The 18,484-nt window shown below is 70.5% G+C and carries 18 protein-coding genes; 13 read left to right on the top strand and 5 right to left on the bottom strand.

From position 1 onward, the window contains the following. Positions 1-224 precede the first annotated feature (224 nt). From ACFWV8_RS36465 to ACFWV8_RS36475, 3 genes are all read left to right on the top strand, one after another. The gene (locus tag ACFWV8_RS36465) at positions 225-857 is read left to right on the top strand and encodes an MBL fold metallo-hydrolase (RefSeq protein ID WP_384214487.1); all 633 of its coding nucleotides are present in this window, start codon (positions 225-227) and stop codon (positions 855-857) included. Between the two features lie 82 nt (positions 858-939). Further along, the gene (locus ACFWV8_RS36470) at positions 940-1,719 is read left to right on the top strand and encodes an exodeoxyribonuclease III (protein WP_329379384.1); all 780 of its coding nucleotides are present in this window, start codon (positions 940-942) and stop codon (positions 1,717-1,719) included. Between the two features lie 112 nt (positions 1,720-1,831). Next, complete coding sequence (locus ACFWV8_RS36475; RefSeq protein WP_384214490.1) at positions 1,832-2,272, top strand: DUF6278 family protein; 441 nt, start codon at positions 1,832-1,834, stop codon at positions 2,270-2,272. Positions 2,273-2,992: 720 nt separating this feature from the next. Here the strand turns inward: ACFWV8_RS36475 and ACFWV8_RS36480 are convergent. Next, entirely contained in the window at positions 2,993-3,736 is a 744-nt protein-coding gene (locus tag ACFWV8_RS36480; RefSeq protein ID WP_329379380.1) for a hypothetical protein, read from the bottom strand. A 170-nt stretch (positions 3,737-3,906) separates the two neighbouring features. Here ACFWV8_RS36480 and ggt point away from each other — a divergent pair, with 170 nt between their 5' ends. After that, positions 3,907-5,733 carry a gamma-glutamyltransferase gene (gene ggt, locus ACFWV8_RS36485; RefSeq protein WP_384214492.1) on the top strand — a complete coding sequence of 609 codons (1,827 nt, stop codon included), beginning with the start codon at positions 3,907-3,909 and terminating at the stop codon, positions 5,731-5,733. A gap of 134 nt (positions 5,734-5,867) precedes the next feature. Here the strand turns inward: ggt and map are convergent, their stop codons facing one another. Continuing rightward, complete coding sequence (gene map / locus ACFWV8_RS36490; protein WP_384214494.1) at positions 5,868-6,635, bottom strand: type I methionyl aminopeptidase; 768 nt, start codon at positions 6,633-6,635, stop codon at positions 5,868-5,870. 42 nt (positions 6,636-6,677) lie between these two features. Between map and ACFWV8_RS36495 the strand changes: the two genes are divergently transcribed. The 7 genes from ACFWV8_RS36495 to ACFWV8_RS36525 all read left to right on the top strand — a co-directional run bounded on the left by ACFWV8_RS36495 (position 6,678) and on the right by ACFWV8_RS36525 (position 14,131). Further along, positions 6,678-6,929 carry a helix-turn-helix domain-containing protein gene (locus ACFWV8_RS36495; protein WP_189106736.1) on the top strand — a complete coding sequence of 84 codons (252 nt, stop codon included), beginning with the start codon at positions 6,678-6,680 and terminating at the stop codon, positions 6,927-6,929. A gap of 80 nt (positions 6,930-7,009) precedes the next feature. Beyond that, complete coding sequence (locus tag ACFWV8_RS36500) at positions 7,010-7,390, top strand: PPOX class F420-dependent oxidoreductase (protein ID WP_384214496.1); 381 nt, start codon at positions 7,010-7,012, stop codon at positions 7,388-7,390. Positions 7,391-7,616: 226 nt separating this feature from the next. Further along, the gene (locus ACFWV8_RS36505; protein ID WP_384214498.1) at positions 7,617-9,179 is read left to right on the top strand and encodes a hypothetical protein; all 1,563 of its coding nucleotides are present in this window, start codon (positions 7,617-7,619) and stop codon (positions 9,177-9,179) included. A gap of 207 nt (positions 9,180-9,386) precedes the next feature. Then, on the top strand, positions 9,387-10,229 hold the full coding sequence (locus ACFWV8_RS36510) for a nitrilase-related carbon-nitrogen hydrolase (protein WP_384214500.1): 843 nt from the start codon (positions 9,387-9,389) through the stop codon (positions 10,227-10,229). Positions 10,230-10,351: 122 nt separating this feature from the next. Beyond that, complete coding sequence (locus ACFWV8_RS36515; RefSeq protein ID WP_384214521.1) at positions 10,352-11,623, top strand: aspartate aminotransferase family protein; 1,272 nt, start codon at positions 10,352-10,354, stop codon at positions 11,621-11,623. An 82-nt stretch (positions 11,624-11,705) separates the two neighbouring features. Then, on the top strand, positions 11,706-13,109 hold the full coding sequence (gene hydA / locus ACFWV8_RS36520) for a dihydropyrimidinase (RefSeq protein WP_384214502.1): 1,404 nt from the start codon (positions 11,706-11,708) through the stop codon (positions 13,107-13,109). A 20-nt stretch (positions 13,110-13,129) separates the two neighbouring features. After that, positions 13,130-14,131 carry a TIGR03842 family LLM class F420-dependent oxidoreductase gene (locus tag ACFWV8_RS36525; RefSeq protein ID WP_384214504.1) on the top strand — a complete coding sequence of 334 codons (1,002 nt, stop codon included), beginning with the start codon at positions 13,130-13,132 and terminating at the stop codon, positions 14,129-14,131. 193 nt (positions 14,132-14,324) lie between these two features. Here the strand turns inward: ACFWV8_RS36525 and ACFWV8_RS36530 are convergent, their stop codons facing one another. From ACFWV8_RS36530 to ACFWV8_RS36540, 3 genes are all read right to left on the bottom strand, one after another. Further along, positions 14,325-15,437, bottom strand: a complete 1,113-nt coding sequence (locus ACFWV8_RS36530) for a beta-propeller fold lactonase family protein (protein WP_384214506.1) — start codon at positions 15,435-15,437, stop codon at positions 14,325-14,327. A 142-nt stretch (positions 15,438-15,579) separates the two neighbouring features. Continuing rightward, complete coding sequence (locus ACFWV8_RS36535; protein ID WP_384214509.1) at positions 15,580-16,260, bottom strand: permease prefix domain 1-containing protein; 681 nt, start codon at positions 16,258-16,260, stop codon at positions 15,580-15,582. After that, positions 16,257-16,607, bottom strand: a complete 351-nt coding sequence (locus ACFWV8_RS36540; RefSeq protein WP_384214511.1) for a helix-turn-helix transcriptional regulator — start codon at positions 16,605-16,607, stop codon at positions 16,257-16,259. Before ACFWV8_RS36540 ends, ACFWV8_RS36535 begins: the two co-directional genes overlap by 4 nt. 85 nt (positions 16,608-16,692) lie before the next feature. Between ACFWV8_RS36540 and ACFWV8_RS36545 the strand changes: the two genes are divergently transcribed. Together ACFWV8_RS36545 and ACFWV8_RS36550 are read left to right on the top strand one after the other, a co-directional pair. Next, complete coding sequence (locus ACFWV8_RS36545; RefSeq protein ID WP_384214513.1) at positions 16,693-17,157, top strand: DUF2269 family protein; 465 nt, start codon at positions 16,693-16,695, stop codon at positions 17,155-17,157. A gap of 201 nt (positions 17,158-17,358) precedes the next feature. Next, entirely contained in the window at positions 17,359-18,372 is a 1,014-nt protein-coding gene (locus ACFWV8_RS36550) for an ArsR/SmtB family transcription factor (RefSeq protein ID WP_384214517.1), read from the top strand. Positions 18,373-18,484: the final 112 nt, after the last annotated feature.

The raw sequence follows: 18,484 nt of genomic DNA on the forward strand, positions 1-18,484 counted from the left end.
CTCCTCCGCCTTGCGACCGCACGCACCAACGGGACATCAGCCGCTGCCGCGGCGGGCGCTCCCTGATCCGGCCTGATCCAAACGACAGACCCTAGCCCGACAGCCGGCGAGAGTGCCCCGGCCCGCCCGTTTGCCGTCCTGGAGGCGGATGTCGACCATGGGAGGGTGCGATGCCGGTGTCGTACGGAACACCGCCCAGGAACCCGCGACACGAGGTGATCACGGTGAAGCTCACCAAGAAGTCCCACTCCTGCGTCCGACTGGAGAAGGACGGGCGGACGCTTGTCATCGATCCCGGCGTCTTCAGTGAGGAGGACGCGGCGATCGGCGCTGACGCCGTTCTCGTCACGCACGAGCACCCCGACCACTTCGAGGAAGGCCGGCTGCGGGCCGCCCTCGAAAGCAACCCGGCGGCCGAGATCTGGACTCTGCGCAGTGTCTCGGACAAGCTGTCGGGGGCCTTTCCGGGCCGGGTGCACACCGTGGGCCACGGCGACACCTTCACGGCGGCCGGTTACGACGTGGAGGTGCACGGGGAACTCCACGCGGTGATCCATCCCGACATCCCGCGGATCACCAACGTCGGCTATCTGGTGGACGGTTCGCTCTTCCACCCCGGCGACGCGCTCACCGTCCCCGGCCGGTCGGTCGAGACGCTGATGCTCCCCGTGCACGCGCCCTGGAACAAGATCTCCGAGGTGATCGACTACGTACGCGAGGTCAAGCCGCGGCGCAGCTTCGACATCCACGACGCGCTGCTCACCGATCTGGCGCGGCCTCTGTACGACGGCATGCTCGACCGCCTCGGGGGCGGCGGGCACAGCAGGCTCGCCCCCGGTGAGGCCACCGACCTGTGACCTCCTGAAGAGGGACGGTCGCGAGCCTGAAGAGGGACGGTCGCGAGGGTGACTGTCAGACCCCGCCGATAGGCTGTTGTGCATGCGCATCGCCACCTGGAATGTCAATTCGATCACCGCCCGGCTGCCCCGGCTGCTGGCCTGGCTGGAGAGCACGGGCACGGACGTGCTGTGCGTCCAGGAGACCAAGAGCACCCTGGAGCAGTTCCCCTCCGACGCCCTGCGCGAGCTGGGTTACGAGTCGGAGGTCAACGCCTCGGGGAGATGGAACGGCGTGGCGCTGATCTCCCGCGTCGGTCTGGACGATGTCGTCAAGGGCCTGCCCGGCGGCCCGGAGTACGAGGGTGTCGAGGAGCCCCGCGCCATCTCGGCGACCTGTGGCGGCGTCGGGATCTGGTCGGTGTATGTGCCCAACGGCCGCGAGGTCACGCACGAGCACTACGCGTACAAGCTGCGCTGGCTGGAGGCGCTGCGCACGGCGGTGGCCGAGGACAGCGCGGGGGAGAGGCCGTTCGCCGTCCTCGGCGACTTCAACGTCGCGCCGACCGACCAGGACGTGTGGGACCCGGCGCTGTTCGAGGGCGCCACCCATGTGACACCCGCCGAGCGTGCGGCGCTGGCGGCCCTCCGTGACGGTGGTCTGTCCGATGTGATGCCGCGCCCGCTCAAGTACGACCAGCCGTACACTTTCTGGGACTACCGTGAACTCCGGTTCCCGAAGAACCGGGGTATGCGAATCGACCTCGTCTACGGCAACGGGCCCTTCACCGCTGCCGTCAAGGACAGTTATGTCGACCGTGAGGAGCGCAAGGGCAAGGGTGCCTCGGACCACGCCCCGGTCGTCGTGGATCTCGACCTCTGATGTTCCGGGGGACGCGGTCGGCATCGGCGGGTCTGGCCGTGGGCATTCTGCCTCTGATACCGCCCGCGTGCCCTGAGGTGCGCGGGCACGGGGAAATGGCAGGCTGAGTGGTATGAACATCCCTTTCTTGGACAACTGGCGCAAAAAGAACAGCGCGGACGAGGGGGTCGCGCAGGCGTCCGTCGTCGGGGATGACGCGGAGGGCGTGGCGGAACTGCTGTCGGAGTGCGAGCTGCTGCGTGTCCGGGCGGCGCAGTCCGGACTCGAACTGGACGATTCCCCGGCCTCGTTGGAGGCTCTGGACCAACTGCCCCCGCGCTGGCGCGACGACCCGGAGGAGTTGCCCTGGCTGGGCAACGACGCGGGGCTGTATCTCGGCACCGTCATCGTCCGTACGGTCAAGGGGGCGGCCTGGCACATCTGGCCCGGCGGTCATCCCGTCGTACGGCTCGTCTCCGGCCGGGAGATCCAGGTCGTGGAGGCCGGTCTCGACTGGGCCGTCAGTGGCGCGCCCGAACTGTCACAGGTGTACGCGGAAGCGTCCGAGGCCTGACCGGCGAACCGCGCCACCCGGTCGTTAATACGGCTTATGCCCGATTTATGCGTGTCGGGCGTGAAGTCCCTTGGTGCGCTGGATAGTTTGCGCTGACCTCGACAGAGCCGAGAACGGGGAGGGCAGTGTATGGCCGTCGACCACGGTCCGACGGGCAGTCCGCGGCGGGAGCCGCAGCGCGATCCACAAATCATCCACATAACCCCGACGGGATCTCCCGGTCCGGGAGTTCGGGTACGCGGGCGAGCTCATCGCGGCGGATCTGGACTACGATTTGCCGTTCATCCCCATGGTGACGGTGGTCTTGCCCGCAGAGGCCACGGATGTCGCGACGGTCTCGGGTACCGCCCGGTGCTCCGTACGCGTCCGCCGTGCTCCACGCACGCGGGGATGGTCCCGCCGCCGCCCGACGCGCGGTAGCTCAAGGGACATGGCCCGCCTCCCGCCACTCGCGGGAGGACCCTCCGGCAGCAGCCGGGGATCACTTCTCGCGCCGCGGGACCGACAGGCACCATGGGTCGGGCGCGGCCGGGGAGAAGGTCAGCTGCGTGCCGGGAGGGGCCGTGTCCGACATGGAGCGGGCCCGCGTCGTCGTGAGGCACGACGAGGGCGCCGCTCTCCCCTTCTTCCGGCCGTTCCCGCAGGCCCGTTCCTGCGGCCCCGTTCCCCCGGCACCCTTCCCGCGGTCCCCCCTCCCGCGGTCCCGCCCGCCGGACCCCGTCAGCTTGACGCCCGGTGCGAGGTGCGTGCGGCCGGTGCGGGCTCCCGCGCCGCCCTGGTGACATCCGCGACCAGCTCGACCACATCGGGGCCGTACGCCTGCGAGTTGACCACCTTGAGCAGCAGACAGAATGTGTCGCGTCCGTGCTTGCGCGCCAGCTTCTCGTGGTGCTTGGCCAGATAGCGCGAGGCCGCCTGGTTGGTGATGGCCCGCTGTCCGCAGAAGAGGAAGACCGGCCGGGAGTCCTGACCGGCGGTCAGCCGCGCCAGGATGACGTACTCCGCCACACCGGGGTCCACCCGGTAGCGCTCGCTGCCGATCTGGAACGCCCCGCGGTCCGGGCCAGGATCCGGATCCGTGTTGATCTTGACGCCGGGCAGCAGCGAGGAGAGATGGGCGGCCATCCGGCGGTTCGACGCGGGGCCGCCGAGGCAGAACTCCGTCCGCTCACCGAACCCCTGCTGCGCCGAGTCGTGCTGGACTATCTGGGCGTGCGCGCCGCAGTCCTTGATCAGCGCGGATATCTCAAGAAGAGCGAAGACGTCATGACGGTGGACGGCACCGTCCCCGCCCGCCTCCCGGTTGACGACCAGCAGGCATTCGGAGTTGCCGGGCAGCCCGAAGAACGCCTGCTTCCGCCTGAGTTTGCGGCGCCAGAGATACGTACGGGCGAACCAGCCGAGGAAGGCGGAGACACCGGCGGCGAGCACCCCGAGAACGATGTTGCGTACGTCGTCAGTCATGGGCGCGCACTTTAGCGGCACGGCGCCACGACGGACATCCCGCACCGGCCTGGAGGCCAGGTCCTGTCCCGGCCTTATCCGCGAAGATCCGCCGGAGGAGTTCTAGTGGTTCTGGCGGGGCGCGAGTGGTGAAGTTACGCTCCCCGGACGGATGTCCCCCGGAGGTACAGATGCCCCGCCTCGCCGCACGTAACGTCTCGATCGTGGCTCTCACCGCCGCGATGCTCTCGGTGGGGGCTGCCGCCCCGCCGTCGGCGCCCTCCTTCTCACCCTCATCGGTCACCAAGACCCCCGTCAAATCACCGGTCGCCGTCGGCTACGGCGGGGCGGTGTCGAGCGTCGACAAGGACGCATCCGCCGCCGGCATCGAGGTGCTGCGGCGCGGCGGCAACGCCGTCGACGCCGCGGTGGCGACCGCCGCCGCTCTCGGCGTCACCGAGCCCTACTCCGCCGGCATCGGCGGTGGCGGCTACTTCGTCTACTACGACGCCAGGTCCCGCTCCGTCCACACCATCGACGGCCGCGAGACCGCCCCCAAGTCGGCCGACGCCACCCTCTTCCAGGAGGACGGCAAGCCGATCCCCTTCGCGGAGGGGATGACGAGCGGACTCGGTGTCGGTACGCCCGGTACCCCGGCGACCTGGGAGACGGCGCTCGACTCCTGGGGGAGCGCCTCGCTGCGGGAGTTGCTGAAGCCCGCCGAACGGCTGGCGAAGGACGGTTTCACCGTCGACGAGACGTTCCGCTCCCAGACCGCCTCGAACCAGGCGCGGTTCGCCGACTTCCCCGCCAGCGCCGAGCTGTTCCTGCCCGGCGGTGAACTCCCGGTGACCGGCTCGGTGTTCAAGAACCCCGACCTGGCGCGTACGTACGCGGAGCTGGGCCGGCGCGGCACCGGCGCGCTCTACCGGGGCGACCTCGCCCGCGACATCGTGCGCACCGTCCGCACCCCGCCCGTCGACCCGGACGCCACACGCAAGGTCCGGCCGGGCGATCTGACGACCGAGGACCTGGCCGCGTACCGGACCAAGCGCCAGGCGCCGACGAAGGTCTCCTACCGGGGGCTCGACGTGTACGGCATGGCGCCGTCCTCCTCCGGCGGCACGAGCGTCGGCGAGGCGCTCAACATCCTTGAGCGCACGGACCTCTCGGACGCCTCGCAGGAGAAGTATCTGCACCGCTTCATCGAGGCGAGCCGCATCGCCTTCGCCGACCGGGGCCGCTGGCTGGGTGACCCCGCCTTCGAGGACGTCCCCACCAAGGGCCTGCTGTCGCAGCGGTTCGCCGACTCCCGGGAATGCCTCATCAAGGACGACGCGGTGCTGAAGAGCCCGCTCGCGCCCGGTGACCCGTCGAAGCCGGTGGCGTGCGCGGCGGGCGGTACGGCGGCGCCCACGACGTACGAGGGGGAGAACACCACCCATCTGACGGCCGCCGACAAGTGGGGCAACGTCGTCGCGTACACACTGACGATCGAGTCGACGGGCGGCAGCGGCATCACCGTTCCCGGGCGGGGCTTCCTCCTCAACAACGAGCTGACGGACTTCTCGTTCGCCGCGGCGAACCCGGCCGTCCACGACCCGAACCTGCCCGGCCCCGGCAAGAGGCCGAGGTCGTCCATCTCCCCGACGATCGTGCTCGACGAGCGTGACCGCCCGCTCCTGGCGCTCGGCTCCCCGGGCGGCGCGACGATCATCACGACCGTGCTCCAGACGCTCACCGGTCATCTCGACCGGGGTCTGCCGCTGGTCGACGCGATCGCGGCGCCGCGCGCGAGCCAGCGCAACGCGGCGGCGACGGAGCTGGAGCCGGGGCTGTACGACAGCCCGTTGCGCGCCCAACTCGAAGCACTGGGACACGCGTTCACCAGGAACCCGGAGATCGGCGCGGCGACCGGCGTTCAGCGGCTGCCGGACGGCCGCTGGCTGGCGGCGGCGGAGAAGGACCGCAGGGGCGGCGGCTCCGCGATGGTGGTGCACCCGGCCGGACGCCGGTAACGCGCGAGGCGAGAACGCGCACGGCGCCGCCCCGGCGAGGGGCGGCGCCGTACGCGCCTGGGCCGTGTCTTCGAAGTCCCGCCTGGCAGGCGGACGGCGCTACTTCGAAGACACGGCCCAGGTCGCGAACCCCGTCAGAGCTGTGTCAGGATCCGCGGGCCCTCGTCCGTGATCGCCACCGTGTGCTCGGCGTGCGCCGCGCGGCTGCCGTCCGACGTACGGATCGACCAGCCGTCGCTCGCCGTGTAGTGGTCGTCGCTCCCGCTCGCGATCAGCATCGGCTCGATCGCCAGCACCATGCCGTGGCGCAGCGGCATGCCCCTGCCGGGCCTGCCCTCGTTGGGCACGCCCGGGTCCTCGTGCATGGTGCGGCCGACGCCGTGGCCGCCGAAGCCGTCCGGGATCCCGTAGCCGGCGGCGCGGCAGACGCGTCCGATCGCGTGGGCGATGTCGCCCACGCGGTTGCCGACGAGGGCCGCCGCGATACCCGCGTCCAGGGCCTCGAAGGCCGTGTCGACGAGCCGGGTGTCCTCCGGGCGGGCCCGGCCCACGGTGAAGCTGATCGCCGAGTCACCGACCCAGCCGCCCGCCGAGGCACCGCAGTCGATGCTGACGAGGTCGCCGTCGCGCAGCGCGTGGTCGCCGGGGATGCCGTGCACGATCGTGTCGTTGACCGACGCGCAGATGACGGCCGGGAAGGGGACCGGCGCCCAGGAGGGGCGGTAGTCGAGGAAGGGCGAGCCCGCCGCCGCATCGGTCAGCACCGCGCGGGCGACCAGGTCCAGCTCCCGCAGGGTCACGCCGACGGCGGCCCGCTCCCGTACCGCGGTGAGCGCTTGTGCGACGATCCGGCCCGCGACGCGCATGGCGTCCAGGGACGCGTCCGTTTTGATCTCTACCATTCCAATAACTATACCGCTTGCTTCCGGTATTACAATGACGGCATGGTACGCACCCCCCTGACCCCCGAAGAGCGCGAGCGCGGCGAGCGGCTGGGCCGGCTGCTCCGCGAGGCGCGCGGACCGCGCAGCATGGTGGAGATCGCGGCCGTCGCCGGACTCTCGCCCGAGACGCTGCGCAAGATCGAGACCGGCCGCGCCCCGACACCCGCCTTCTTCACCGTCGCGGCGCTCGCCGGGGCGCTGGGACTGTCGATGGACGAGGTCGCCGCGGCCTGCTCGCCACTGCCCGCCTGAGCGGCGCCACGTGGGCGGCAGCGTTTCGGATCCCGGTCGCCGCGGAGGCTTTCCCGCCCGCACGGCGTAGGCTCGGCGCCGTGACTCTCGACGCGCTCGGACGCAGCCGCTATGTCAGCCTCACCACCTACCGCAAGGACGGCACCGGAGTCGACACTCCGGTCTGGCACGCCGTGGACGGCGGTGAGTTGTTCATCTACAGCCGTAGCGACGCCTGGAAGATCAAGCGGATACGGAACAACAGCAGTGTCGTCGTGACCGCCTGTGACGTGCGCGGACGCATCACGCCGGGCGCGGCGAGCGCCAAGGGGACGGCCCGGCTGCTGGAGGGTGACGGGCTCGCCCGGATCAACAGACTCCTTGCCCGCAAGTACACCTGGCAGTTCTGGCTCGTCGCCCGGCCGGCCGCGCTCGTACGGCGCGGGAAGCGCGTGCACACGGGAATCGCCATCAGTTTCTGACCTGTGTCCGGCGCGCCGACTTGTGAAAGAACCTTGACGTCTCACCACATTTTTTCCTCGGAAACGTGACGTCGAACACCCGCTGAAGCCATACTTGAGTGATCGCACCGCACCGTGCGCGACAACCCCGCGTAGCCGTCACGTAACACGGCTGCGGTTTCATGCCGGCGGGCCGGACGGTTCCCTTACGGCAGTGCGCAGCAGGGCAGGGGCGGGAAAGACAGCGATGACGAGGCATGAACTTCCGGCGGAGATCGGGGCATTCGCGCGGTACTTCCGAGGGATGACGGCGCTCCTCGACCCGGACGGCGGCTGGTACGCGGTGTTCAGGCAGCGCGACCCCGAGGGGCTCAGGGCCTGTCTGGACGGCGCCGAAGTACCCCCCTGGGACGTGGTGGAGTCGCTGCTCCACGATCTCGCCGCCAGCCACGAGAACCGTCCGGTCGACCGCGAGACCGCCCGCGCGAGCAGGCTGCACGCCGCGTCCGCCGCCGCGCACGACCGCCTCCCCGGCGGCCCCGACGCGCTCAACGAGCGGCTGCGGCTGATGCGGCACGAACAGGCCGCGGCGGCGGGCCGGGCCGACGAGGTCATGCGCCGCCTCCGGCTGGCCGGCGAGGGTTCGCCCGAGTCGGATCAGCTCGAATACGATCTGGCCTGGGTCCGCGACGACTACGCGCGCGCCACGGCACGCTGCACCGAACTGAGCGAACGCCTCGCGGCCGTCGCCGCCCGGCCGAACGTACCGGCGGACGCGGAATCCGGCCGCGGCGCACCCGCTCCGCGCGCGCCATCTCCGGCGCACGCCGCGCCAGAGGCGAGACCCACGTCCGCCGACGGGTGGTACCGGGCCGAGGCGCCGGCGGCGGACGACCAGTCGGTCTTCGGCCGCCCCGAGCGCGGTCGCCCGGCCATGCCCGACGAATGGTTCCGCCCGGAGCCGGGCCGGACCGGTGAGGCCGGCTCCGCCGACGGCGCGGACAGCCGCCGTGGTTTCGGCGACGCGGGCGACACCGGCTCCAACCCCGCCGTCGGCGCGGACGATTCACCGGAGATGGCGCAGGTGCCCGCCCCGCGCCGCAAGCTGCGCAAGCAGCGGGGCGCGCGCTTCGCCTTCACCGAAGGCGCCGATCCCTCGGCCACCCCCCTCGTCCCGCCCGCCGCCACCGCGCCGCCCCGCGGCGCCCGTTTCGGCGGTGCTCCCGGCTCCGAGCGGGACCGCAAGGAGGGACCGGACGCCGGAATGACCCGGCAGCAGTCCGAGGCACGCCGCGCCGCGCTCGACACGGTGGCCGTGCTCGTCGGGCTGCGCGCGGCAGGCCGCAGCGGTGAGGCGCATGTCGTCATCTACGAGGCCGCCGCCGGGCCCGCCGAACAACTGCCCTTCCTCGCAGCCGAGTTGCACCGCGCCGAACTGGGCGCCGACTGGGCATCGGTGCTCTGGGAGGTGTCGTCCCTGCCGCCCGACAGACTCGCCGCGGCTGCGGGGGCGCTCGCGATGGCCGGCCGCGACGCGGACTGCGGCGTACTGCTGCGCCAGGGCGTGTCCCGGTCCGCCGAGGACATCGCCCACGCGGTCGTCGCCCTCGGCGACGCGGGCCGCGCCCAGGAGGTCCAGGCGCTGCTCGGGGCCTTCGTCCGGGCCCGTACGCCCGAGGACGCGGCGTCGATCGCCGCCGTGGACCCTCCCCGGCTGGTACCGCGGCTGATCGAGGCGGCCCGGGGCGTCTCCACCACCCACGAGCGTGATCTCGCCCGCGCGCTGCGGAGCGCGGGGATCAGCGGCTGACGCCGGACCCGTCCGGAACGGACCGTCCGGACACGCCTTGGGCCATCTGTGGACCGGCCGGGTGCGAAACATGATCGACTCAGCGGCTTGACAGCGATGGTCTTGCCCCGGTGGGACGGCGGGCTTAGGTTCTCCTCCTACGCACCGTATCTACGGGCGTAGAAAGCCCGAGAACAAAGCCCGACCTTCCCGCCGAAGGAGCAGCTCGTGGCCAGAGTCGTACGCGCCGCACTCGTCCAGGCGACCTGGACCGGCGAAACCGAATCCATGATCGCCAAGCATGAGGACCACGCCCGCGAGGCGGCCCGGCAAGGCGCCAAGGTCATCGGCTTCCAGGAGGTGTTCAACGCCCCCTACTTCTGCCAGGTGCAGGAGCCTGAGCACTACCGGTGGGCCGAACCGGTCCCCGACGGGCCGACCGTGACCCGGATGCGCGCCCTCGCGCAGGAGACCGGAATGGTCGTCGTCGTGCCGGTCTTCGAGGTCGAGCAGTCAGGGTTCTACTACAACACCGCGGCCGTGATCGACGCCGACGGCACGTATCTCGGCAAGTACCGCAAGCACCACATCCCGCAGGTCAAGGGCTTCTGGGAGAAGTACTACTTCAAGCCGGGCAACGCGGGCTGGCCCGTCTTCGACACCGCCGTGGGCAAGATCGGCGTATACATCTGCTACGACCGGCACTTCCCGGAGGGCTGGCGCCAACTCGGCCTGAACGGCGCCGAACTGGTCTACAACCCCTCGGCCACCTCGCGCGGTCTCTCCAGCTATCTGTGGCAGCTGGAGCAGCCCGCCGCCGCCGTCGCCAACGAGTACTTCATCGCCGCGATCAACCGCGTCGGCCAGGAGGAGTACGGCGACAACGACTTCTACGGGACGTCGTACTTCGTCGACCCGCGCGGCCAGTTCGTCGGCGAGACCGCGAGCGACAAAGCCGAGGAACTGGTCGTCAGGGACCTGGACTTCGGGGTCATCGACGAGGTGCGCCAGCAGTGGGCGTTCTACCGGGACCGCCGCCCGGACGCGTACGAGGGGCTGGTGCAACCGTGACCGAAGCGCCCGCGGGTACGCCCGCCGGTACGTCCGATGCGCAGGCCGCCGCCGGTCCGGCCGCCGGTTCCGCCGCCTCCGCCCCGTCCCATCGAGCGCCCGTCCAGCCGCCGGCCACCGACCTGTACGACCGGCACCGTGCCGTCCTGCCCGACTGGCTGGCGCTCTACTACCGGCGGCCCGTCGAACTCACCCACGGCGAGGGCCGGCACGTCTGGGACGCCGACGGCAACCGCTATCTCGACTTCTTCGGCGGCATCCTCACCACCATGACCGCCCACGCCCTCCCCGAGGTCACCAAGGCGGTGAGCGAACAGGCCGGGCGGCTCATCCACTCCTCCACGCTCTACCTCAACCGCCCGATGGTCGAGTTCGCCGAGCGCGTCGCCCATCTCTCCGGCATCCCGGACGCCCGGGTCTTCGTCACCACCTCGGGCACCGAGGCCAACGACACCGCGCTGCTGCTCGCCACCGCGTACCGCCGCTCCAACCAGATCCTGGCGATGCGCAACAGCTACCACGGCCGGTCCTTCTCCACCGTGGCCATCACCGGCAACAGCGGCTGGTCCCCGACGAGCCTCTCGCCGCTCCAGACGCTCTACGTGCACGGCGGCGTCCGCACCAGGGGCCCGTACGCGCACCTGTCCGACGCCGAGTTCATCGCGGCGTGCGTGGCCGATCTGGAGGACCTGCTCGGACACACCCGCACGCCGGCCGCGCTGATCGCCGAACCGATCCAGGGCGTCGGCGGGTTCACCTCACCGCCCGACGGTCTGTACGCCGCGTTCCGCGAAGTCCTCGACCGACACGGCATCCTGTGGATCAGCGACGAGGTGCAGACCGGCTGGGGCCGTACCGGCGAGCACTTCTGGGGCTGGCAGGCGCACGCCGACAACGGCCCGCCGGACATCCTCACCTTCGCCAAGGGCATCGGCAACGGCATGTCCGTCGGCGGTGTCGTCGCCCGCGCCGAGATCATGAACTGCCTGGACACCAACTCCATTTCGACCTTCGGCGGCAGCCCGGTCACGATGGCGGCGGGCGTCGCCAACCTCACGTACCTCCTGGAACACGACCTCCCCGGCAACGCGCGCCGCGTCGGCGGCCTGCTGATCGAGCGGCTGCGCGCGGTGGGGGCCACCGTCCCCGCCGTACGGGAAGTACGCGGACGGGGGCTGATGATCGGCATCGAGCTCGTGAAACCCGGCACCGACGAGGCGAACCCGGAGGCGGCAGCGGCGGTGACGGAGGCGGCCCGCGAGGGCGGCCTGCTGATCGGCAAGGGCGGCGGCCACGACTCCAGCGTGCTGCGCATCGCGCCTCCGCTCTCCCTCACGGTCGCCGAGGCGGAGGAGGGCGCGGCGATCCTCGAACGCGCCCTGGACAGCGTCTAGTTCTGGTCGCCGGTCGATTGAGTACAGCAGCCACGCCACCGACGCTCACGCTCACATTCCGTCAGGTCACGGAGGTCATGTCATGAGTAATCGCACGCTCGTCCGGGGCGGTCTGGTCATCACCGCCGCCGACGAAGTCCACGCCGACGTGCTGACCGAGGACGGCCGTATCGTCGCGCTCGCCTCCAACGGCTCCGGCGTCGCCGCGAGTTGGACCGCCGACCGGGTCATCGACGCCACCGGCAAGTACGTCATCCCGGGCGGCGTCGACGGCCACACGCACATGGAGATGCCGTTCGGCGGGACCTTCGCCGCCGACACCTTCGAGACCGGCACCCGCGCCGCCGCGTGGGGCGGCACCACCACCATCGTGGACTTCGCCATCCAGTCGCCGGGCCAGGCGCTGCGCGAAGGGCTCGACGCCTGGTACGCGAAAGCGGACGGCAACTGCGCGATCGACTACGGCTTCCATATGATCCTCGCCGACGTCAACGAGCACTCCCTCAAGGAGATGGACCTCCTCGTCCAGGAGGGCATCACCTCCTTCAAGCTGTTCATGGCCTACCCCGGCGTCTTCTACAGCGACGACGGCCAGATCCTGCGCGCCATGCAACGGGCCTCCCACAACGGGGGGTTGATCATGATGCACGCCGAGAACGGCATCGCGATCGACGTCCTCGTGGAGCAGGCCCTTGCCGCCGGACGCACCGATCCGCGCTACCACGGAGAAGTACGCAAGGTCCTGCTGGAAGCCGAGGCGACGCACCGCGCGATCCAGCTCGCGCGTGTCGCGGACGCGCCGCTCTACGTCGTCCACGTCTCCGCCGAGGAAGCCGTCGCGGAGCTGGCGGCGGCCCGCGACATGGGACTTCCCGTCTTCGGCGAGACCTGCCCGCAGTACCTATTCCTGTCCACCGACAATCTCGCCGAGCCGGACTTCGAAGGCGCCAAATACGTCTGCTCGACGCCGCTCAGGCCCCGTGAACACCAGGCGGCCCTCTGGCGCGGACTGCGCACCGACGATCTCCAGGTGGTCTCCACCGACCACTGCCCGTTCTGCTTCAACGGGCAGAAGGAGATGGGCCGCGGCGACTTCTCCAAGATCCCCAACGGGCTGCCGGGCGTGGAGCACCGGATGGATCTGCTCCACCAGGCCGTCGTCGAGGGGCACATCAGCCGGCGCCGCTGGATCGAGATCGCCTGCGCGACCCCGGCCAGGATGTTCGGCCTCTACCCCAAGAAGGGCACCATCGCGCCCGGCGCCGACGCCGACATCGTCATCTACGACCCGCACGCCGAACAGACCCTGTCCGCCGAGACGCACCACATGGACGTCGACTACTCGGTGTACGAGGGGAAGCGGATCACCGGGCAGGTCGAGACCGTCCTGTCGCGCGGTGAGGTCGTCATCGACGGCCGGAAGTACACCGGACGCCCGGGGCACGGCATCTACACCCCCCGCTCGACCTGTCAGTACCTCACCTGAAAGTTGGGAGTGGCCCCGCCATGGACTTCGGACTCGTCCTCCAGACCGACCCGCCCGCGGCGGAGGTCGTCGGACTCATGCGGCGCGCCGAGCGCAACGGCTTCCGCTACGGCTGGACCTTCGACTCCGCCGTGCTGTGGCAGGAGCCGTTCGTCATCTACAGCCGCATCCTCGAACACACCACCAAACTGACCGTCGGGCCGATGGTCACCAACCCGGGCACCAGGACCTGGGAGGTGACCGCGTCCACGTTCGCCACGCTCAACGAGATGTACGGCAACCGCACCGTGTGCGGCATCGGGCGCGGCGACTCCGCGATGCGTGTCGCCGGCCGGGCGCCCAACACGCTCGCGCGGCTCGGCGATGCGATCGACGTCATCCGTGAACTCGCCGAGGGCCGCGAGACGTTGGTCGACGGCAAGCCGCTGCGGCTGCCGTGGGTGCGGGACGGGAAGCTGCCGGTCTGGATGGCCGCGTACGGGCCCAAGGCGCTGGCGCTGGCCGGCGCGAAGGCCGACGGTTTCATCCTCCAGCTCGCCGACCCGTATCTCACCGAGACCATGGTCAAGGCGGTCCGGACGGCCGCGTCCGACGCCGGACGCGACCCGGACTCCGTCACCATCTGCGTCGCGGCTCCCGCCTATGTGAGCGACGACCTCGCGCACGCGCGCGACCAGTGCCGGTGGTTCGGCGGGATGGTCGGCAACCATGTCGCCGATCTGGTGAGCCGCTACGGCGAGCACTCCGACCTGGTGCCCGACGCGCTCACCACGTACATCAAACAGCGCGAGGGCTACGACTACAGCCACCACGGCCGCGCCGGGAACCCGTCCACGGACTTCGTGCCCGACGACATCGTGGACCGCTTCTGTCTGCTGGGCCCGGTCGAGGCGCACATCGAGAAGCTGAAGACACTGAAGGCCCTGGGCGTCGACCAGTTCGCGGTCTACGACATGCACGACGCGAAGGAGGCGACGATCGACACGTACGGCTCCGAGATCATCCCGGCACTGGCTTCCTGAGCGGTCCGACCCACCCCTGTCACAGGGGTGGGTCGGACCAGGTCCCGACCCGGGCCGCGGTCATGCCGACCGCTGTCCGGCGCTCCGGAACAGCTCGCCGCGGCGGCTCTCGTGACCCCGGGTCACGCGGACGGCGAGGAGGGCCTGGTCCTCCTCCTGGACGCCGTCGGACCGGCCGCCGCCGACGACACCCTCACTGCCCTGCTCCTCCTTCTCCGCAGCCCCGAACGTGACTCCGGCAGGCCTCGGCGATAGCGACACCGACAGGTCCGTCGCCGGCGGGGATGGTGGTGGTGACGGTGTTGGTCCTTGTATCGATCACCGAAACGGTGTTGGAAAGCTGGTTGGCGACGTAGGCGCGGTCACCGTTCGGGGTGAAGGCCACGCCCCGGGGCCAGGTGCCGACACGGATGGTGGCCGTGACGGTGTTGGTCCTGGTGTCGATCACCGACACGGTGCCGCTGTTGAGGTTGGTGACGTAGACACGGTGACCGTTCGGGGTGACAGCCACACCGTTGGGAAGGTCGCCGGCGGGGATCGTGGTGGTGACGGTGTTGGTCTTGGTGTTGATCACCGAGACGTTGTCGCTGCTGGCGTTGGTGACGTAGACACGGTGACCGTTCGGGGTAACGGCCAGGTTGCCGGGTCCGTCGCCGACACGGATGGTGGTGATGACCCGGTTGGTCCTGGTGTCGATCACCGACACGTCGTCGCCGAGGTCGTTGGCGACGTAGACGCGGTGACCGTTCGGAGTGACGGCCACGCCGAAAGGCCCGTCGCCGACGGGGATGGTCGTGGTGACCCGGTTGGTCCTGGTGTCGATCACCGACACGCTGTCGCCGGTGAAGTTGGCGACGTAGACACGGTGACCGTTAGGAGTGACGGCCACGCCGATGGGTCCGTCGCCGACGGGGATGGTGGTGGTGACCCGGTTGGTCTTGGTGTCGATCACCGACACGTTGTCGCTGTTGTTGTTGGTGACGTAGGCGTGGCGACCGTTCGGGGTGATGGCCACGGCGAGAGGACGGTCGCCGACGGGGATCGTGGTGGTGACGGTGTTGGTCTTGGTGCTGATCACCGACACGTTGTCGTCTTCGACGTTGGTGACATAGGCGTGGGAAGGCTTGTGGTGCGCAGGGTTGTCATGCGCGGCGGCGGGCGATGCCACGGCGAGCGGGACCGTCAGGCCCGCGAGCATGGCCAATCCCAGCCAGGCCCGCGCGACCCTTCCCCGCGAACGCTCACCGCCGTCACGTCGCCCGGTGATTCTTCGTTCTGGCGTTCCCTGCGCCGCGATATCTGACACGAAGACCTCCTGAAGTGCACTCGATGCCGAATGGCGATGGCTGAAGCCATGCTATTTACGGATATCCCCTTAAATAGCCCGAGATTGCACGCCTGGGGCTGTATGGGCGATCCGAATCCCACCTTCGGCCAAACGACAGACCCTAGGACACCGGCAGACGCGCGCACCGGCGGCACGCACGGGCGGAGGAGGCCACCATGCCGTGCGAGAGGGCGGTGACCATGGCCGCGAGCGTGACCAGTGGCCAGTTCGTGGCCAGCGGTGACAGCACCGCGAGCGCGAGTGTGGCGACCACCATCGCCACACCCGCTGTCGTGCCGGCCCAGGCCACCGCCAGCGGCAGCCGCTCCGGCGTCGGCAGCTTGCGCGCGAGCGCGCCGGTGGCGGCGAGTGCGGCGGCCGTGAGGAGCGTCGCGACGGCCGCGACGGCGGCCAGTTGGACGGCGACCAACTGCGCCGTCTGCTGGAGCTGCCAGCTCTGGCCCGAGGTCCAGATCAGATGCCAGCAGGCGATCAGGAACGGCACGGTGAGGGTGACCGACAGGGCGGTCCGCCGGGTCTGCGCGATGGTCAACTCCCGCTGGCAGCCCGGCACCAGCTCGTCCGGTGTGCCGAACTCCCGTACCGCCAGGGCGGCGGCGGCTTCGTGGGGCACACCGTCCCGGGTGTGGGCCTCCACCGTGTCGGTGAGACCGTCCCGGATCTCCTGGATCATCCGGGACTTGGCCCGGACGGGGCCGTGCAAGGCGGTGGAGAGGGCCGCGACATAGTCCGCGACGGGGTCGGGCTTGCTCGCACCGTTCCTGGTGCGCGGGACGCTCATGACGCGGTCCGGGGCTGCGGGGTGGCGGCGGCCGGGTTCAGGACCGAGCCGATCGCCGTCGTGAACTCGCGCCACGCAGTCCGCTCGCTCTCCAGGCTGCCGCGCCCGGCGTCGGTCAGCCGGTAGCAGCGTCGGCGGCGTTCGCCGACGGACTCCCAGCTGCTGCCGAGCAGTCCCAGCCGCTCAAGCCTGTTCAGGGCCGGATAGATCGTGCCCGTACGGAGCTGCAGCGCGCCCTCGCTCCGCTGCTGGACCGCCGCGATGATCGCGTAGCCGTGCAGCGGGCCGGGTTCGAGCACGGCCAGCAACAGTCCGTCCAGATGCCCGCGTACCGCGTCTGCCTTCATGGGTAGCCAGCCTACTCATAGAACGCATTGGCGTGGTACCTATTGGCAGCCAACATATTCACGCATCTGCCTGAAGGGGCCCGCGGTGACCAAGCTGCTGCTCTCCATCCATGTCCTCGCCTCGATCCTGGTGGTCGGCCCGATCGCCGTGGCGGCGTCGTTGTTCCCCCGCTACGCGCGCCAGGCGACCGGGGATGACGGGCGCTCCGCCGGCGCCGCGGTGCTGCTGCACCGGATCTGCAGCGGTTACGCGATCGTCGGCGTCGCCGTCCCGGTCTTCGGATTCGCCACCGGCGCGCAGCTCGGCGTCCTCACGGACGCGTGGCTGATCACGTCGATCGTGCTGACGACGATCGCCGCCGCGATACTGGCGCTGGCGATCCTGCCCGGCCAGGAGAGGATGATCGAGACGTCCGTGGCCGGGGCACCCGGCGACGAAACGTCCCGCACCGCCGCCCGGCTGGCGGGCCTGACAGGGGTCTTCAACCTGCTCTGGGCGGTGGTCGTGGTCCTGATGATCGTGCGTCCGGGCTCCACGACGGGCGCCTGATCCACCGTCAGTCCCCAACGGCAACACGCGCACCGTCTCGGTGACTTGACCGACGCCTGTTCGCAGGGTGGCGTCCCTTGCCGGACCTTGTCCCTTTCGGCCAGAGTGCGTTCCGTGACATCCGATGACCGCATCGCGACGTTCCCACCGGCCCCGCTCGGCCGGGTCGCCGACCCCGCCACCTCCCGCAGGTGAGCCGCCGTGCTGCGCATTCACTTCACCGCGCGTGATCTCGGGCTGGTGCGGCTCGCCACCGAACCCGACCCGCTGTGGGAGACCGTTCTCGGTCTGCACAAGCTGGGCCCGAAAGGGCGCGGGCTGCCGGTCTATTCGCGTTGGCGGGCCGCCGCCCTCACCGAGTTGAACGAGCGGCGGGCCGGCGCGCCGCTCACGTTTCTGCGTGCTCTCGTTCCCGAGAACTCCACCTATTTCCCGGACTTCCTCACCCCCGCGGAAAGTGCCGGAGGACTCACGGCCGGTCTGCGGGCGCTGCGCGCAACTCCGCCCGCGCGCCTCGCGGGTGACCTCGCCTTCGCCGCCCGGCTGTCCCGGCTCCCGCGCTGGTGCGCCGCGTTGGCCGAGGGGGACGCGGACATTCTCGGCGACCTCGGTGACGCCGTGAAGCTGGTTCACGGCGCCGTCGTCGAACCGGGCTGGAACGACATCTGTGCCGCCGTCGACGCCGACCGCGCGTCACGGGTCCGGGCGCAGGCCGCGGGTGGCACCGTGGGGCTGCTCGACTCACTGCGTCCCGTGCTGCGTTGGAGCAGTGACGAGCTGGTGCTGGAGGCCGACTACCCGGCCGACCTCGACATCGCTCTCGACGGCCGGGGCCTCACCCTGATCCCGTCCTTCTTCTGCTGGCGCACCCCGGTCGCGCTGGTCGACCCCGAACTGGCCCCGGTGGTCGTCTATCCCGTCGACCACGCGACCACCTGGGCGGCCGCCGGCGTACGCCGACGCGGCGTCGACGCGCTCGCCCGGGTACTCGGTCCGACCCGCGCCGGCATCCTCGCCGCCGTCGAAGCGGGCACGACGACCGGCGAACTCGCCCGCCGCTTCCGCGTCGCACCCGCCACGGCCAGTGAACACGTCTCGGCGCTACGGGACGCCCGGCTGGTCGTCAGCCACCGGGACGGCGCCTACCACGTACACACCCTCACCCCACTGGGCGCCGCGCTCCTGCACAACGAGCTCCCGCCCGGACAGACCTAGGTCCTGTCCGGCGGATCTTCGCGGGCCCGGAGCGTCTGGCACGGCACCTCGCCGCGTTGCCGAAGTGCCCACAGGAAACCGCCCTGCGGGCACTTCGGCGCCTTGCGATGCC

This window comes from Streptomyces sp. NPDC058665 (genome assembly GCF_042714995.1).
Taxonomy (GTDB): domain Bacteria; phylum Actinomycetota; class Actinomycetes; order Streptomycetales; family Streptomycetaceae; genus Streptomyces.

Bases quoted from the DNA above. Each gene is read 5' to 3' on its own strand.
- ggt (WP_384214492.1), top strand. From the start codon at position 3,907: ATGCCCCGCCTCGCCGCACGTAACGTCTCGATCGTGGCTCTCACCGCC.
- ACFWV8_RS36470 (WP_329379384.1), top strand. From the start codon at position 940: ATGCGCATCGCCACCTGGAATGTCAATTCGATCACCGCCCGGCTGCCC.
- ACFWV8_RS36535 (WP_384214509.1), bottom strand. From the start codon at position 16,260: ATGAGCGTCCCGCGCACCAGGAACGGTGCGAGCAAGCCCGACCCCGTC.
- ACFWV8_RS36540 (WP_384214511.1), bottom strand. From the start codon at position 16,607: ATGAAGGCAGACGCGGTACGCGGGCATCTGGACGGACTGTTGCTGGCC.
- ACFWV8_RS36475 (WP_384214490.1), top strand. From the start codon at position 1,832: ATGAACATCCCTTTCTTGGACAACTGGCGCAAAAAGAACAGCGCGGAC.
- ACFWV8_RS36480 (WP_329379380.1), bottom strand. From the start codon at position 3,736: ATGACTGACGACGTACGCAACATCGTTCTCGGGGTGCTCGCCGCCGGT.
- ACFWV8_RS36525 (WP_384214504.1), top strand. From the start codon at position 13,130: ATGGACTTCGGACTCGTCCTCCAGACCGACCCGCCCGCGGCGGAGGTC.
- ACFWV8_RS36505 (WP_384214498.1), top strand. From the start codon at position 7,617: ATGACGAGGCATGAACTTCCGGCGGAGATCGGGGCATTCGCGCGGTAC.
- hydA (WP_384214502.1), top strand. From the start codon at position 11,706: ATGAGTAATCGCACGCTCGTCCGGGGCGGTCTGGTCATCACCGCCGCC.
- ACFWV8_RS36495 (WP_189106736.1), top strand. From the start codon at position 6,678: ATGGTACGCACCCCCCTGACCCCCGAAGAGCGCGAGCGCGGCGAGCGG.
- map (WP_384214494.1), bottom strand. From the start codon at position 6,635: ATGGTAGAGATCAAAACGGACGCGTCCCTGGACGCCATGCGCGTCGCG.